The 15,644-nt window shown below is 57.6% G+C and carries 11 protein-coding genes and 1 tRNA gene; 5 read left to right on the top strand and 7 right to left on the bottom strand.

What is annotated here, in order from left to right; genetic code table 11:
• Positions 1-150 precede the first annotated feature (150 nt).
• Positions 151-612 (bottom strand): PAS domain-containing protein, encoded by a 462-nt coding sequence (locus ACA061_RS13760; protein WP_210700012.1) that lies wholly within the window; start codon positions 610-612, stop codon positions 151-153.
• A 145-nt stretch (positions 613-757) separates the two neighbouring features.
• Here ACA061_RS13760 and ACA061_RS13765 point away from each other — a divergent pair, with 145 nt between their 5' ends.
• Together ACA061_RS13765 and ACA061_RS13770 are read left to right on the top strand one after the other, a co-directional pair.
• Positions 758-2,329, top strand: coding sequence for a gamma-glutamyltransferase family protein (locus tag ACA061_RS13765; RefSeq protein ID WP_497299396.1), 1,572 nt, complete (start codon positions 758-760; stop codon positions 2,327-2,329).
• A gap of 114 nt (positions 2,330-2,443) precedes the next feature.
• A complete protein-coding gene (locus ACA061_RS13770; RefSeq protein ID WP_210554799.1) occupies positions 2,444-3,136 on the top strand; it encodes a GntR family transcriptional regulator in 693 nt (230 codons plus the stop codon).
• A 19-nt stretch (positions 3,137-3,155) separates the two neighbouring features.
• On the opposite strand, the gene ACA061_RS13775 is transcribed toward ACA061_RS13770, so the two are convergent.
• From ACA061_RS13775 to ACA061_RS13790, 4 genes are read right to left on the bottom strand one after another with little or no spacing between them, the layout of a single operon-like run.
• Complete coding sequence (locus tag ACA061_RS13775) at positions 3,156-4,382, bottom strand: amidohydrolase family protein (RefSeq protein ID WP_210554800.1); 1,227 nt, start codon at positions 4,380-4,382, stop codon at positions 3,156-3,158.
• Entirely contained in the window at positions 4,379-6,871 is a 2,493-nt protein-coding gene (locus tag ACA061_RS13780) for a branched-chain amino acid ABC transporter ATP-binding protein/permease (RefSeq protein WP_497299397.1), read from the bottom strand. The genes ACA061_RS13775 and ACA061_RS13780 overlap by 4 nt, the downstream gene beginning before the upstream one ends.
• Positions 6,868-7,737 (bottom strand): branched-chain amino acid ABC transporter permease, encoded by an 870-nt coding sequence (locus tag ACA061_RS13785; protein WP_497299398.1) that lies wholly within the window; start codon positions 7,735-7,737, stop codon positions 6,868-6,870. Before ACA061_RS13785 ends, ACA061_RS13780 begins: the two co-directional genes overlap by 4 nt.
• Before the next feature lie 10 nt (positions 7,738-7,747).
• Entirely contained in the window at positions 7,748-8,935 is a 1,188-nt protein-coding gene (locus ACA061_RS13790; protein ID WP_497299399.1) for an ABC transporter substrate-binding protein, read from the bottom strand.
• A 188-nt stretch (positions 8,936-9,123) separates the two neighbouring features.
• On the opposite strand from ACA061_RS13790, the gene ACA061_RS13795 reads away from it, so the two are divergent.
• Positions 9,124-9,522: a nuclear transport factor 2 family protein gene (locus ACA061_RS13795; protein ID WP_497299400.1), complete on the top strand. Its 399-nt coding sequence runs from the start codon at positions 9,124-9,126 to the stop codon at positions 9,520-9,522.
• Between the two features lie 163 nt (positions 9,523-9,685).
• On the opposite strand, the gene ACA061_RS13800 is transcribed toward ACA061_RS13795, so the two are convergent.
• The gene (locus ACA061_RS13800; protein WP_150603534.1) at positions 9,686-10,930 is read right to left on the bottom strand and encodes a saccharopine dehydrogenase family protein; all 1,245 of its coding nucleotides are present in this window, start codon (positions 10,928-10,930) and stop codon (positions 9,686-9,688) included.
• A 27-nt stretch (positions 10,931-10,957) separates the two neighbouring features.
• Positions 10,958-12,055, bottom strand: a complete 1,098-nt coding sequence (gene nspC, locus ACA061_RS13805; protein WP_150603535.1) for a carboxynorspermidine decarboxylase — start codon at positions 12,053-12,055, stop codon at positions 10,958-10,960.
• Between the two features lie 466 nt (positions 12,056-12,521).
• Between nspC and ACA061_RS13810 the strand changes: the two genes are divergently transcribed.
• Both ACA061_RS13810 and ACA061_RS13815 read left to right on the top strand, forming a co-directional pair.
• Positions 12,522-12,596: transfer RNA gene (locus ACA061_RS13810), tRNA-Lys, on the top strand.
• A 55-nt stretch (positions 12,597-12,651) separates the two neighbouring features.
• The gene (locus ACA061_RS13815) at positions 12,652-14,943 is read left to right on the top strand and encodes a hypothetical protein (protein WP_497299401.1); all 2,292 of its coding nucleotides are present in this window, start codon (positions 12,652-12,654) and stop codon (positions 14,941-14,943) included.
• Positions 14,944-15,644: the final 701 nt, after the last annotated feature.

Consider the following 15,644-nt stretch of genomic DNA (forward strand, 5'->3'; position numbering starts at 1 on the left):
GGCTTAGATGGCCAGCTCGGTTCAGACCTACATACCTTCATGAGTCTCAAGCCTGGCTGCCTTCAGGTGGGCGGCTGCCGCGGCTATCGGTTACAAAGTGACTTTTGGCCGTAGATGAACGGAATTGTTTTTGCCGTTTTCTATGGCTCTTTAAATCGATGAAGTGTTTCGTTGTAATTCAGCCAACTGGGCTTTCAGATTCTCGACTTCAGCCTCCAACTGGCGGACACGCTCGCTAGCCTCGACCTGGACAGTAACGTCTTTCTGGATGCCGATGTAATAGGTGAGTTGATCCGCGTCGTTGAACACTGGGGTAATCGACAGCTCATTCCAGAAAGCACTGCCGTCTTGGCGATAGTTTCGAATGATTTGCCGGCAAGGCTGAAAATTCTTTAATGCCTCGCGGATAGCCACAATGCCTGGTTGGTCCCGGTCATCGCCCTGCAGGAACCGGCAATCCTGATACAAGGTGTCCTCAGTGCTGTAGCCCGTCAGGCGCTGGAAGGCTTGGTTGGCGTAAATAAGAACGTTCTCATCGCCTTCCTGCTCTGCCACGACGATGCCATCGTTGGATGTCTCGATCATCAGTTTCAGCAATTGTGCATCGATCATTTTCAGAGTCCCTGTGACTTTCACGGAAGTCTATACCAACCTTTCCGATCTGACGTTTAGAGGTGGCTGGCTGAATCGGCATATTTATTGCGTTGCTAACGATAAGTAGCGTTATGGCTAGCAAAAATAGGGAGGGCCTTTAATCATGATTGCCACGTCGCGCCGGGCGGTTATCTGTACACCTCATGCTGAAGCGAGTGCTGCCGGCATGCGCGTTCTCGAAGCGGGAGGCACCGCGATCGACGCGATGTTGTCGGCCAGCGCCATGCTTGCAGCGGTTTTTCCGCACATGACCGGGCTGGGCGGCGATGCGCTGTGGATGATCCATGATCGTCGGGTACGCACCATTGTAGGGATCGGGCAGGCCGGGCAGCGCTTGCCAGAGGCCTGCAAGATCAGCCTGCGCGGCCCGGCGTCGGTCGCCACGACAGCCGGAGCTCTGGCCAGTTGGCAGACAGCGGCGACTATCAGTCGCCATGAATGGGGCTCGAAACTGGGCTGGGCCGATCTGCTGGAGGACGCGGCATTCATGGCCGGGCAGGGCACGCCCGTCTCACAATCGCAATTGTTCTGGCAGACCCTGCGTCAGCCGCTGATCGAGCAACTGCCGGATCTCCATCACCTGTGCAAGACCGAGGGCCGCTGGTTGCACGAAGGCGACATTCTGCGTCAGCCAGAACTGGCCAATACCCTACGCCATCTTGGGCGGCACGGTGTTGAAGACTTTTATCACGGTGAACTCGCGCAAGCCTTCGGCGCAGCATTTGACCGCTTGGGTTGCGGCTTGACGGCCGCCGACCTGGCTCAGACCCGAGCCCTTGAAGCTGCGCCGATTTCCGTGCGTTATCGTCAGGGCACGCTGTACAACGTCGCGCCGCCTTGTCAGGGGCTCTACACCTTGCAAGCCATGGCCGCGCTGCAGCACAAGCCGTTGGCCGACGTTGGCAATGGCAGTGCGCTTTACTATCACTACCTGGTTGAAGCGATCAAACAAAGTCTGCTGCGCCGCAATGCGCAATTGTGCGATCCGCTGACGTCTGACCGGGATTTCACCTTGAGCCTGCACGCGGCAAAGATTCAAGCCTATGCGGATGCCATTGATGATCAGCGTGCGGCGCCCTGGAACGAACCTGGTCGTCCCGCCGACACGGTCTGGATGGCCGCAACCGATGCTCAAGGGCGTACTGCTTGCCTGATCCAGAGCCTGTTTCATGATTTCGGCTCCGGCTGCGTTATGGGCGATACCGGCGTGTTGTGGCAGAACCGTGCCGCCGGGTTCAATGGCGATGCGGGCCATGTCAACGGCTGGGCGCCGGGCAAGCGGCCGGCACATACACTGAACCCTTCCTGCTACTTGGCGGACGACGGCCGTCGCTGGTTTTTCGGTACGCAAGGCGGCGATGGCCAGCCGCAGACGCAAATGGTCCTGGCGACGCAGTTGATCGACTATCAGCAACCCATTGACCTTGCCCTGCAGACCCCACGCTTTCTGCTCGGCCGCAGCTTTTTCGACAGCACCGATAACCTCAAGCTGGAATTCGATATGCACGAGTCGACGATCACCGGCCTTGCCGCACTGGGCCACGAAGTGGAAGTGATTCCGGCACTGAGCGCCATGACCGGCCACGCCGGGATCATCGCGATTGACGTCGATGATCAACGCAGCGCCATGCACGATCCCCGGGGGGAGGGCGTCAGCCTCGGTCAATCGAGCTGAGCTGCCCGTCACAAGGTTTGCCGCCGCCGGGGCGGCTGGCGGATAATGCCGCCCATTGCTTGCCGCCAGCAGTTTTGCGTGACGGCATGAGGCCTTTTGGAAAAAGAGGAAAGGATGGGCTTGACCACAGTCACCGCCAAACAGCTTGAGGTCCAGCGCATCGTCGACGCGTTGTACAAGGCCATCGCCCAGCATCGCCTGCCACCTGGCACGCGATTGATCGAAGCGCAGATTGTCGAAACGCTGCAAGCCAACCGCAATCATGTGCAAGTCGCATTGCAGCGCCTGGCCATGCAAAAAGTCGTGACCATCGAAGCCAACCGCGGCGCCATGGTCGCCCAGCCAACCGCACGCGAGGCCAGGGATATCTTCAGCGCGCGGCGGGCCATCGAGCGGGCCATTGTCGAAGCGATCACCCCGGCGGTCATGCGTAAACAGCGCCAGCGCGTGGCCAGCCACATGGACAACGAACGCAAGGCCACCAACGACACCGACCGCCGCGCCATCGTCAGGGAACTGAGTGAGTTTCACTTGATGCTGGGCGAGCTCAGCGGCAATACCGTGCTCAGCGATATCCTCGCCAACCTGATGGTGCGCAGTTCGTTAATCGTCGCGTTGTATCAGCGTAACGACGTGCCGTCCTGTGCGTCCGATGAACACCAGGAAATCATTACGGCGCTGGAAGCGGGCGATAACGCCAAGGCAGTCAAGGTCATGATCGAACACCTGGACGAGCTGGAAGGGCAACTGGCTCTGGAAGAATCAGCGCCTGAAGAGTTCAACCTCAAGCAGGCGTTAAGCGACTGAAATATTGCCGCAAGCCACGCTAGGGCTTGAGTATTACCCCTGCTGGCCTGCTGAACGTTGGACGTCCAGCCTTGTAGCCCATTAACGGCGCGCTGATCTCAGCGATCACTGCAGACGGTGAAGGCGCGTCGAAGACGATGAAATCTGCACGGCAACCAGGTAGCAGGCCGTAATCCGTCAGGCGTAGCAGGCGCGCCGATTCGCTGGACACCCATCCCAGGCATTGCAGCAACTCCGGCACAGTACCCATCTGACTGACGTTGGCGAACAGGTTGGCCTGGCGAATCAGCGAGGCGTCGCCATAGGGCGTGAACGGGTTGCCGATGTTGTTGGTCGAGATCGAGCAGGTCACCCCGCAGGCGTGCAACTGAGCCAAGGGTGCAAGACCGCGTGGTTTGTTATGAAAGGCATCGCGCCCCATCAGGAACAGATCGGTGCTGGGCAGGCAAGTGACCTGCACGCCAACGTCCGCCAACTGCCGGCCCAACTCCATCAGATGTTCACGGGGCAACGTCGACAGTTTGGTGACATGGCCGATGGTCACTCGACCGCCCCAATTATGCAGTTGTGTACAGCGAGCCACTTCCATCACGGTCATGCCTTCAGGATTCAGATCGAAATCCAGGTGCAAGTCCAGATCACAATCGTAAGCCACGGCCAGTTCAAACAGGCGCTGAATCTGCCCGAGAGGATCAGTGTCCATGTAGGGGCAGCCGCCAAGCACCGTGGCGTCGCTCTCCAGCGCCTGGCAGAGCAGGGCTTCGGTGCCGGGGTTGTTGAGTAGCCCTTCTTGAGGAAATACACAGATTTGCAGCGTGATCGCCCAGGCGTAATCGGTCTGCAGGCGTCGGATCGCATTGAAGCCGATGAGCCCTATTTGCGGGTCAAGTTCGACGTGGGTGCGCATGAAGGTGGTGCCCTGCAGGATTGCCTTGTCCAGCACCTGTGCACCGCGCAGATAGATGTCTTGCTCGGTGAATTCGGCTTTAGCCGCCCGTGTCTGGACAATCGCCTCGGCCAGCGTGCCTTGCTGCAAATGGCAGCGCTGCATGATGCACGCCTTGTCCAGATGGATATGGGTCTCGATCAGCCCTGGCAGTATCAGGTGACCTTGCAGGTCGAGGGTTTCCCATGCGGTTGTGGCTGGGTTGAAGGCCGGGACGAAATAGCCATTCTCGATATACAACACCGCGCTCGCAGAGGTCTTTTCGCCGATGCGCGCATTAATGATTTTCAGGGCACTCATGCGCTGACTCCTTCACCCAGATACGCGGCAGCGAGTTCATTGTCGCCGCGCAACTGCGCGGCGCTGCCGGACTTGACGATGCAGCCGGTTTCCAGCACGTACGCCCGATCGGCGACTTGCAAGGCAAGGTTGGCCATTTGGTCCACCAACAACAAGGTCACACCATCGTCACGCAAGGCTGCCAAGGCGTCGTACAGCTCGCCGATCATCGCCGGGGAGAGGCCCAGCGACGGTTCGTCGAGCAGCAGTATTTTGGGTTTGGCCATCAAGCCGCGACCCACGGCAACCATTTGCTGTTCGCCACCGGACAGCAGGCCCGCCGGGCTGTCGATGCGGTCGCGCAAGCGCGGGAAGCGCCGCAGGATCGCCTCGATTTCGGCACCGGCATCGAACGCTTCGCGTCGCGAATAGCCACCCAGCAACAGGTTGTCGCGCACCGTCAGGTAGGGGAATACCTGGCGACCCTCCGGAACCAGTGCCAGGCCCTTGCCGGCGATGCCACTGGCGCTGGCCATCTCGATGTTTTCGTCGTCCAGCAGGATGCTGCCGCTGGCGGCCCGATGCAGCCCGGCCAGGCACTGCAGGATGCTCGATTTACCCGCGCCGTTGGCACCCAGGATCGCCACCATCTCACCGGGATTGACCACGAGGTTGACCTTGTTGACCACCGGCGCAGCGCCGTAATCGATCACCAGATCCTTGACGTATAACCGCGCGTCGCGACTGCCATTCCAAGTCTGTTCACGTGGCGTCGCCTGATAGTCGGTCCCACCCAGATAGGCGGCTATGACTTGTTTGTTCTGACGAATTTCGGCCGGTGTACCGGAGGCGATCGGCTTGCCCGCGTCCAGCACCAGCAGGCGTTCCGACACCGACATCACCAACGCCATGTCGTGCTCGACCAGAATGATCGTCAAGCCGAAATCCGCCAGTTTGCGCAGCAGTACCGCCAGTTCATCGGTGTCGCGTCGGCTCAGGCCAGCGGCGGGTTCGTCGAGCAGCAGCACCGCCGGGGTGGTCGCCAATGCCCGGGCAATCTCCACCAGACGACGGTCCACGTGGGGCAAATCCTCGGCGGCGATGTTGACCGCGCCGCGATAGCCGACCAATGCCAGCAGATCCAGGGCGAGGTCGCGTTGCTCGGCACTGCACAACCTGAACGGTGATCCGAGGCGGCCTTTCTGCATGGCCACCAGCAGATTGTCGAGTACCGACATATCGCCGAATAACTGAGTGGTCTGGTAAGTGCGGGCAATCCCGGCGCGAGCCGTTTTCCAGGCGGGCAAGCCGGCCAGGGCCGCTTGCAGTTCGATCTGGCCACTGTCAGGCGCGTAGAAGCCGCTGATCATATTCAGCACCGTGGTTTTGCCTGCACCGTTGGGCCCGATAATGCTGGTGATGCTGGCGGCGGGGGCGTGCAGACTTACGTGCTGCGCGGCCTGGACGCCGCCGAAGCGAATGCCGATGTCGGTGACGAGTAAACCGCTCGAGCGCCCACGACTTTGCAGATGCGTGGCCAGCCTCGCTTGATTGATCGTGTTGGGTGGCACCAGGTACGTGGGTTTGATCCAGCGCCGAGCGAGAGCGCCCAATAGGCCGTTGGGTGCGATCCACAGCACTACCAGGAGCTGGGCAGAGAAAATCAACAGACGATATTCGGCGAAATCCGAGAGCAACTCCGGCACCAGCACAATCAGCAGCGCACCCAGTAACGGGCCGAACAATGTCCCGCTGCCACCGACAATGACGGCCAGTACGAACAGGATCGACTGCGAAAACGGAAAGGATTCGGGGTTGATAAACATCAACAGTGGCGCCAGCACAGCACCCGCCAGACCGGTCAGCGCCGCCGACAGGGCGAAGGCCAAGGTCTTGCTCAGAACCGGATTGAACCCCAGCGAGCGAGCGGCGATCTCCGATGCCTTGACGGCGCGCATGGCTTTGCCAAAGCCGCTGTGGCGCAGACGCTGATAAAAGGCGAGGGCGCCGATCATCAAGGCTGCGGCAATCAGTGCCAACAGGATGGCCGGGTCGAGACCGGCGAACTCAGGCAACGGGATGCCCATCAACCCGTTGGAACCACCGGTAACGTCACGCCATTCGATCAGGCTGTGATGGACGATGAAGGCAAACGCGATGGTGATCATCGCCAGATACGGGCCGCTGACGCGCAATGCAGGAATCGCCAGCAACGCACCGATCATGCCAGTGACGACAGCTGTCACCGGCATCGCCAGCCACAGCGGCCAGCCCGCGATGGTCAGCAGTGCCGAAACATAGGCGCCAATGGCATAAAACGCGATATGGCCGAAGGAAATCTGGCCACTGAGGCCAATCAATATATTGAGCCCTACACCGACCACTGCCGCCAGCGCGCAGAGGGTGAAGACCAACAGGGAATAGCTGTCTAGCGTGAACGCCAGGCCAACGCAGAGCAGCGCCAGCAACGCGATGAACACCGGGCCGAGCAGAGTTTTGAAGTCATTCATACTTTCACCAGTGCCTGACTGCCGAACAGGCCGTTTGGACGGATCGCCAACGCCAGAATCACCAGGGCGAAGGTCAATATCTGCGTGAAGGCCGAGCCGAAATACAGGGTGATCAGCGCCTCCGAGAGACCGAACAACAACCCGGCGGCAAACACCCCGCCGGCGCTGGTAATTCCGCCAAGGATCGCCACGGCGAACGCCTTGAGGCCGAACAGCAGACCCATCTCGGCATTGACGCTGAACAGGGGCGCAATCAGCAGACCCGCCAGGGCCGCGAAGACAGTTGAGATGGCAAACGCGATGGCAACCACCCGATTGACGTTGATGCCCATCAGCATGGCCGCACGTGGATTTTGCACGCAGGCTTCCAGCACCTTGCCCAGCCGGGTGTAGCGCCGCACCAGAAATAGCGCGAGCGCAATGGTTGCGCCGGCCACCGGGATCAACAGTTGCAGTGCGCCAATACTGGCGCCTGCCAGTTCGACATTGACGTTGAGCAGACTGCTGGTGAATTGCCGAGGCTCCTTGCCGAAGGTAAACAACGCCAGGTTATCTACCAGAATGCCGCCGGCCACCGTTGCCATCAGCCATGCCTGCGAGCCACGACTGTGAAACGGCCGCACCAGCCAGCGCTCGATCACCAGGCCATAGAGCGCACTGAGGATCAGCGTGGCCGGCAGTGCCAGCCACATCGACCATCCCCAGGTAATGCAAAAGGTGTAGCCCAGCACGGCGCCGACCATCATGGCACTGCCTTGAGCGAAGTTGACGGTGCGTGAAACCACATAGGTCAGGTGAAAACCCAGCGCCAGCAGGGCGTACATACTACCTAGCCCAAGGCCGGTGACGATGGCAGCGGTGAACATGGCGAACTCCTCAGGGCTTGAGTGGAACGATCTGGTCGTCGACGAAATGAGTGAACAGATAGTCTTCCGGCCCCAGCGCGTCATGTTTTTTGGCTGTAAAAGGCTGCTGGTAGTGCTTGATCAGGCCCTCATAACCCTCGATCGCATAGAAGCCGTTGCGCACGGCAGGACCATCGGTATTGCCTGCCTTTTCAATGGCCAGAGCACTCAAGTGCAGCGCGTCGTAAGCATTGGCAATACCCACGGCGGGCGTGACGTCGGCCAGGCCTTTGATCTGCGGATAGGTTTTTTTCAGAGCGGCGAATACTGCGTCGCCCTTGGCGCTGTTGTGTTCTGTGAACACGTAGGTCTGGATGAAATGCACCCGCGAAGCGTTCGGGCCGGCCAATTCACCGAAGCGGCCACCGGCCGGCCCCCAGTGCGACACCACCGGCACGTCCCAACCCATACGATCCAGAGACTTGACCACTTGCGCTGACGGGCCGACGTTGCCGACCATCAGCAGGGTGTCGGCCCCGGCGTTTTTGAGGCGTGTGAGCTGTGGCACCACATCGAGGTCGCTGTCCTGGATCCGCTCGACGCCGGCATTGGCCAGCCCGCGCTTCTCCAGGGCGCGCTTGAAACCCGCTTCATTGGATTCACCCCACGGGTTATTGATGAGGATCATCCCCGGCTTCTTCATTCCTTTCTCGGCGCCGTATTTCACCAGCGCTTCATCCACCAGTTCATCGACGGCCGAGACGCGGAACACATAGTTATCCGCGGCACCGTTCTCGGTGATTTTCGTGCCGGCGGCCCAGATGCCCATGAAAGGCACTTTCAGCTGATTGGCCAGAGGCACGATGGCCAGGGAAACCGGGGTGTCCAGCCCACCGAAGAGCACGGTGACTTTCTCGCGCTGAACCAACTCGCGTGCCGCCAGCATGCCTTTGGACGGATTACTTTCGTCGTCGCGGCGCACCAGCTCGAGTGGCCGGCCGAGCACGCCACCCTTGGCGTTTACCTCATCGATGGCGATGGTCAGGCCGCGAGTCAGCGCCTCGCCGGATTTCGCCGACTGCCCCGACAGAGCAGCGACAAGACCAACCTTGATCGGAGGTTCGGCCGCTTGGGCACCACCAGACAAAGCCATATTGAGCGTGACTGCCGCAGCCACGGGAAACACAAGACGCTGCAGGTTTAAAAGCGGGAAGGCCATCGATCATTCTCCTGATTGCTAGCATTTGCATAATTATTGCTAGCAAGTAGGATGCCAGTCAGCCGCCTCAATAAAAGCGGGGGAGAGGGCGCAAACAACTTGAATCCAAACGCGCCAAATTAACGCGCCCTGCACTAAGCAGAGGCGTCGATCCAGTGCTTATCAATAGTCAGTCAGGAGATTCGACGATGCCGCAGGAAAATACAGACGTGCAGATTGTCAGCAGCTTTCTCGAGGCCTCCATGGCGCCCGATCCCGTCAGGGCCGCGACCTTCATGAGTGCCAATGTGAAGATCACTTTCACCGGCGGCCGGGTCATGCCTGATCCACAGGCCATCACGGCGTTCAACGGTTCCCGTTATGCCTGGGTAAAAAAAGCCTTGGGCAATTTCGACTGGATGGATCGCGGTGATCACACCGTGGTGTATTCCAACGGTACCTTGTACGGCGAGTGGTCCGATGGGCGCAGTTTTTCCGGTAATCGCTATCTGGATCGCTTCGAAGTGCGCAACGGCAAGATCACCCATATGGATGTCTGGAACGACAGCGCCGAATGGCTGTTAATGCCGGAAATCGCCAAGGCTTGAGTTCACACGTGTTGAGGCGACAGGTCGGGGCACCGGTCAGGAACAAGAAGCCAGCGCAACCATGTTCAGAAGTTGCGTGCTGATTTTTTGTACATACAAAAACGCCGCTCAATGAGCGGCGTTTTCGGAGCAGGCAGTGAAGCACCCCTGAATGTTGCGAGCCTTAGGCGTCGCCGTTCCAGGGACGATCTCCATTCTCGTCCTTGATGCGGGTCGGCAGACCCATTACATCCAGTGCCTTGAGGAACGGCTCAGCCGGCAACTCCTCGACGTTGGCCATACGCTGCACATCCCACTCGCCGCGGGCGACCAGCAGGGCAGCAGCGACAGGTGGTACGCCGGCGGTATAGGAAATGCCCTGGCTGTCGGTTTCGGCAAAGGCTTCTTCGTGGTCGGCTACGTTGTAGATGAACACTTCGCGCGGCTGGCCATCCTTGGTGCCTTTGACCAGATCACCGATGCAGGTCTTGCCGGTGTAGCCGGGCGCCAGCGAACTCGGATCAGGCAGCACGGCCTTGACCACTTTCAGCGGCACAACCTCCAGGCCTTCGGCGGTCTTGACCGGTTTCTCGGACAGCAGGCCAAGGTTCTTGAGTACGGTGAACACGTTGATGTAGTGCTCGCCGAAGCTCATCCAGAAGCGCACGTTGGGCACGTCCAGATTCTTCGACAGCGAGTGCACTTCATCGTGACCGGTCAGGTACAGGTTCTGCGACCCTACGACTGGCAGGTCGTCGGTGCGCTTGACTTCGAACATGGTGTTGCTGGTCCACTGGCTGTTCTGCCAGCTCCACACCTGTCCGGTGAACTCACGGAAATTGATTTCCGGATCGAAATTGGTGGCGAAATACTTGCCATGGGAACCGGCATTGACGTCGAGAATATCGATCGATTCAATTCGGTCGAAATACTGTTGCTGCGCAAGTGCAGCATAGGCGTTGACCACTCCTGGGTCGAAACCCACACCGAGAATGGCAGTGATGTTCTTCTCTTTACACTCTTCGAGGTGATTCCACTCGTAGTTGCCGTACCAGGGTGGGGTCTCGCAGATTTTGCCTGGTTCCTCGTGAATGGCAGTGTCCAGATAGGCTACACCGGTATCGATACAGGCACGCAGTACCGACATGTTGAGGAACGCGGAACCGACGTTGATGACGATCTGTGATCCGGTTTCGCGGATCAGCGACTTGGTCGCTTCGACATCCAGCGCATTCAGCGAGAAGGCTTTGATGTCGGCGGGTTGTTTGAGGCTACCCTTGGCCTTGACGCTATCGATGATGGCCTGGCATTTGGAGATGTTGCGCGACGCGATAGCGATACGACCGAGTTCATCGTTATGCTGTGCGCACTTGTGGGCCACCACCTTAGCGACACCTCCTGCACCAATGATAAGAACGTTCTTTTTCAATTGCTTTTACTCTCCTTTATCTGTCCGTTAAGAAAGGCTGGACAGGTAGTCTTCATAACCAAATTGGCGCACCACTTCGACCGTTCCGTCGAGTTGCTTGACCACGATGGATGGCATTTTCAGGCCGTTGAACCAGTTTTTCTTGACCATGGTGTAACCCGCGGTATCGATGAATGACAGTCGATCACCGATGGCCAGCGGACGGTCAAATTGGTACTCGCCGAAGATGTCCCCGGCCAGGCACGACTTGCCGCACACCATGTAGGTGTGATCGCCCTCGCTGGGTGCCAGCTTGGCATTGAGGCGATAAATCAGCAGGTCAAGCAAATGGGCTTCAATGGAGCTGTCGACCACGGCCAGGTGCTTGCCGTTGTAGAGGGTGTCGAGCACCGTCACTTCCAGTGAGGCACTGTTGGTGATCGCCGCTTCACCGGGCTCCAGGTAGACCTGCACGCCGTACTTTTGCGAAAACGCCTTCAACCGCGCACAGAAAGCATCCAGCGCATAGCCTTCACCCGTGAAGTGAATACCGCCGCCCAGGCTGACCCAGTTGACCTTGTGCAGCAGCTCACCGAAGCGTTCTTCGATGGTGCAGAGCATTTGGTCGAACAGGCCGAAGTCGCCGTTCTCACAGTTATTGTGGAACATGAAGCCGGATATCTGATCGATAACGCCTTCGATCTTCACCGGGTCCCATTCGCCGAGACGGCTGAACGGACGCGCCGGGTCGGCCAGCAGATAATCGGAGCTGCTTACTTGTGGGTTGACTCGCAGGCCGCGGACTTTGCCTTCAGCGCGCTTGGCAAAGCGTTGCAGCTGGCTGATGGAGTTGAAGATGATCTTGTCGCAATTGTCGAGCATCTCCTCGATCTCATCATCGGCCCAGGCCACGCTGTAGGCGTGGGTTTCGCCTTCGAACTTCTCCCGGCCGAGCTTGAGCTCGTACAGCGACGACGAGGTGGTGCCGTCCATGTATTGCTGCATCAAGTCAAACACCGACCAGGTCGCGAAGCACTTGAGCGCCAGCAGGGCCTTTGCCCCGGACTGTTCGCGCACATAGGCAATCTTCTGCATGTTGATCAGCAGTTTCTGTTTGTCGATGAGGTAGTACGGTGTTTTGATCATTTCGAGGCCTCCGGCAAGGCCAGCCAAAAAAGGATGCGCATTGTGCCCGGACTGACTCCATATCGAAAGAGCTGAGCGTACGAGTCATTCAGAGAACCCGAGATTTGCTTTGCCGTACCGCGAAGTATTTGCCAAGGGCCAGAGCAAGGCCAGCGTATTGGGGCCGATGCTCGAAGCCGAGGCCGCGCAACCAAATAGAGGATTGTGCTTATGAAGGGGTTTCGAAATGAACCTGATTGAGGGGAGGGAAGTGCCCATCCCCTACGGATCACTTCGATTTGTCATCGGGGCTTTCAGACTTGTGTCGGTCGGCGCTTCCTTTCCTGGTTGCTTAGCGATGACAAATGTTCATAGTTCCAAAAAAAACCTGAGAATTTCGAACGGGAATAATCTTGACACGCGTCACGAGCGGCAACGTTTTCAATCTTCACATCCCTTCGATGCTGGTAGACAATGCGCGCTCTGCTCCGGGGTAGTTCAGTGGTAGAACACTCGGCTCTTAACCGGGTGGGCGCTGGTTCGAATCCAGCCCCCGGACCCACTACATAGCAGGGTCAGAAGGACAAATGTCCAGGCACGATAGGGAATCGGATGCAATGGCCGGCATAAACGCCGGTTATGCGGTCTTTCAGTTATCTCGAGCATTGACCGCATCGGGTCTCAACACTGAGGCAAAAACACACGAACGGATTGAACGCTGGCAGCAGGTGGTCGAACACATGGTGCAGGGTACTGCGCTGTATGGCTCGCGCACACCGCTCGTGGATGTGCCTGAATGGGTCACCCTGGAGGTTGTCACGGGTGGTTTTGCCACTGGGCAGTATCTGGCCGGTGGCGCACTGACCGAGTACGAGCGGCGGTTGGCCGCCTCAATCCCAGGCATCCGCCCTGGTTTTGAACGACTTGATCTCAACATTTGGCACCTAACGGATGAGGGGGTCGAAGCACTGCAAAAGCAGCTGGTGAACAGCGACTATCGGGTCGATGTACCAGAAGAGGCTGCGCTACTGTACGTAGCTTGGTTGTTGGGCCAGCAGCGCACGGAGGACGCGCGCAAACTGATTGTGTCTATCGCTCCTTTTTTTGAGCAACTGCGTTTCTTTCCAATGGCTTCTGACGGGTTGCCACTCGCGGCGGCGGAAGTGCACATATTCGATGTCGGCGATATCAAAAAGCTGCTTTCAAAACTCCCAGCGCAGCAGCGCCTGGCAGTGCAAAAACATGTGGTCACGACTCGGTTGACTCTCTACGACGCAGCCATCTCGCTCTTCCTCTTGACGTACGAGGATGATTGGCCTTGTCAGCAGTATCCTGAAGGCTGGCTTGAGCAGGCCAATGCTCTAAATAGTCAGTTCGATGCCACCAGTAACAATGACATCCTCAATGTTGAACATTTCAGAGATCGGGTAGGGGAGTTATACGCGTTGCTGAGGCTCTGCTCCCGTGACCCAGCTTCGCTTACAGGGCGTCAAGTCGGACGTATTCGGCGGATCGTCAATGATTTCGTGTGCAAACATGGCCATCCAGAATCTGAACATCATCTACAGTACCGAGAAATACAGCACCGTCAGGTGGCCGCGCCCGAGCATCATCTGATCGCCAAGGTTGTTTCTGAACGTCTGACCAGCTATTCGAGCTCGGAAGGTATCTCTGATTTTTCGTCCCTGTTGGAGCCCGTTACCGGCGAGGAGGCGAAGGCATATTCGCTGATAACCGGTGTCGCCATTCCTCCGGCGGTTCGCCGACGCCTCGAGCGCTGTCGAAAGGGAACCATTACTGAGTTGATTGACAAGGGATTAATCACATCTGGGGATACCGTGGCGCGAGTACTGCCGGCGATGACAGCCGAAATCTGCAGTGCTGGATTTCGCGATACGACGCTGCGTATGTTGTCTGTCGCAACGTATCGTGCTTTTCGGCGACGCCGTTCATTACTGCTGCTCAACCTTCAGAGCCAAGTCAAAATCAGTGAGCTGCCTTGGGTAGCGGCCGTCGAAAGTGAACGTGAGGCACACGCTCTCAGTGTTGAGGGAGCCAGACAAGCTTTGATCGAATCCTCGGCAACGACTCTCTCAGCTTTTCCTCAGGCAATCCTTCCGAACAAACTACTTCAGGAGTTTGGTTCGCTTGCTGCCACCGCGAAGCTTGATCTTCCTTTTGTGGAGGAGGTCGCAGTGGACATTTTCATGGGAACCTTCTCGAACAAATTCGTGGAAGCAGCCAGACGAGCGGCTTCGTTGATAGGTGGCACCCTCTACGCCCATTATTACGACATCGACACGAACCAACTGGCGATCCTTCCCGATAAGCCGAAATCGAAGAGCAGAAACTATTTCCAGCGAGACTTGGATACCAGTGATGCATTGGCGAACCTTTGCGCACAGCGGGCTAATGCACCATTGGGTGCATGGCACTCAGCAACCAACGGAAGGATCATCGAGCAACAACAGATTCTGACGACGCAAAACCTTTCGCTTCTATTTGGTGAGCTCGGTTTGAAAGCGCTGCTACATCGCCACCTGGGTTCACTTGCTCAGCAGTGCTTCCAATGGATATGCATACGGCTGCAGATGAAAATCAAGTTCTACCACTCGAGCTTGGTGATGCTCAAAAATACCGCTTATGCCTGGCGCCAGATGGTGTTTTATTTATCCATGCTGGATGACGCCGAGAGGCGTTGCGCTATCGATAGCATGGAAGAACATTTCGCGGCTCAACCCACTGTATTCCGGGAGAGATTTCTACCGGCAATTATAGGGTTACGTGTGGCGGCTGCCGGGCTCCCGTTGACTCTGAATCGCCAGAAAAGTGAGGGGGCTCGTGTTTTTCTCGGATGGACCACCGAACGACATTGGTTGTTGCCGCCGCAAACGAATGACCTCAGGTAAACGCTCTGTATCGGCGATGCGTGCTTGAACGCATCAAAAGCGATGTTTGTGTGTCCGGCTGGAGTTCTTGTACACACGCGGTCAAAACTTTCATGCATACGCCAGGTGTCGAAGTCAGGATGAACGTCCAATGAGAAAAGCCTGGACGCTTGAAAAATCGAAAAGTGGTGAAGCTTGACCTCAAGCATAGGAAGTTCCGTACAGATATATGATTTAACATAATATACATTACACGTAACAAGGTATTTCCGGATTGGCCCGACTACCCAGAGGATTTAAACCTCCAGCAGCTCTCGGAAGTAATCTCTTTTCATTTTGAGAACTAAATCCCTTGCGTGGGCGCTGCGCTGCCAGGAAAAGACTTTACTTCTGCGGGCTTCAGAGCCCATTCCGTGCGGCCCATGCGATTTTTCTTGTTCCTGAACCTTCTACGCAGAATGCGAATATTGCGCAGAAATACTTGTGCTGGAGATCAAGCCAGCAGTTCTCAGAAGTAACGTGTAAAAAAATGGGAAGTAATAGTGTAAATCGAGCCTTTCGCCTCACGTTCACGGATTTGCTCGCAGATCACTTGTCCAGCAATCATCAGCGCGCTACAGGCTCTGGCGCGGCCTTTGTGCCCGTCAGCGTTCATGATTCTACGTCATGAGCAGCGGATCCAGAAATGTCGCCCTTGATGAGTACGCGGCGAGTCCATCCGA

The sequence above is a fragment of the Pseudomonas sp. LBUM1668 genome (assembly GCF_059695715.1).

Excerpts from the sequence above, each read along its gene's own strand:
- ACA061_RS13760 (WP_210700012.1), bottom strand. The coding sequence starts at position 612 with ATGATCGATGCACAATTGCTGAAACTGATGATCGAGACATCCAACGAT.
- ACA061_RS13765 (WP_497299396.1), top strand. The coding sequence starts at position 758 with ATGATTGCCACGTCGCGCCGGGCGGTTATCTGTACACCTCATGCTGAA.
- ACA061_RS13770 (WP_210554799.1), top strand. The coding sequence starts at position 2,444 with ATGGGCTTGACCACAGTCACCGCCAAACAGCTTGAGGTCCAGCGCATC.
- ACA061_RS13775 (WP_210554800.1), bottom strand. The coding sequence starts at position 4,382 with ATGAGTGCCCTGAAAATCATTAATGCGCGCATCGGCGAAAAGACCTCT.
- ACA061_RS13780 (WP_497299397.1), bottom strand. The coding sequence starts at position 6,871 with ATGAATGACTTCAAAACTCTGCTCGGCCCGGTGTTCATCGCGTTGCTG.
- ACA061_RS13785 (WP_497299398.1), bottom strand. The coding sequence starts at position 7,737 with ATGTTCACCGCTGCCATCGTCACCGGCCTTGGGCTAGGTAGTATGTAC.
- ACA061_RS13790 (WP_497299399.1), bottom strand. The coding sequence starts at position 8,935 with ATGGCCTTCCCGCTTTTAAACCTGCAGCGTCTTGTGTTTCCCGTGGCT.
- ACA061_RS13795 (WP_497299400.1), top strand. The coding sequence starts at position 9,124 with ATGCCGCAGGAAAATACAGACGTGCAGATTGTCAGCAGCTTTCTCGAG.
- nspC (WP_150603535.1), bottom strand. The coding sequence starts at position 12,055 with ATGATCAAAACACCGTACTACCTCATCGACAAACAGAAACTGCTGATC.
- ACA061_RS13815 (WP_497299401.1), top strand. The coding sequence starts at position 12,652 with ATGGCCGGCATAAACGCCGGTTATGCGGTCTTTCAGTTATCTCGAGCA.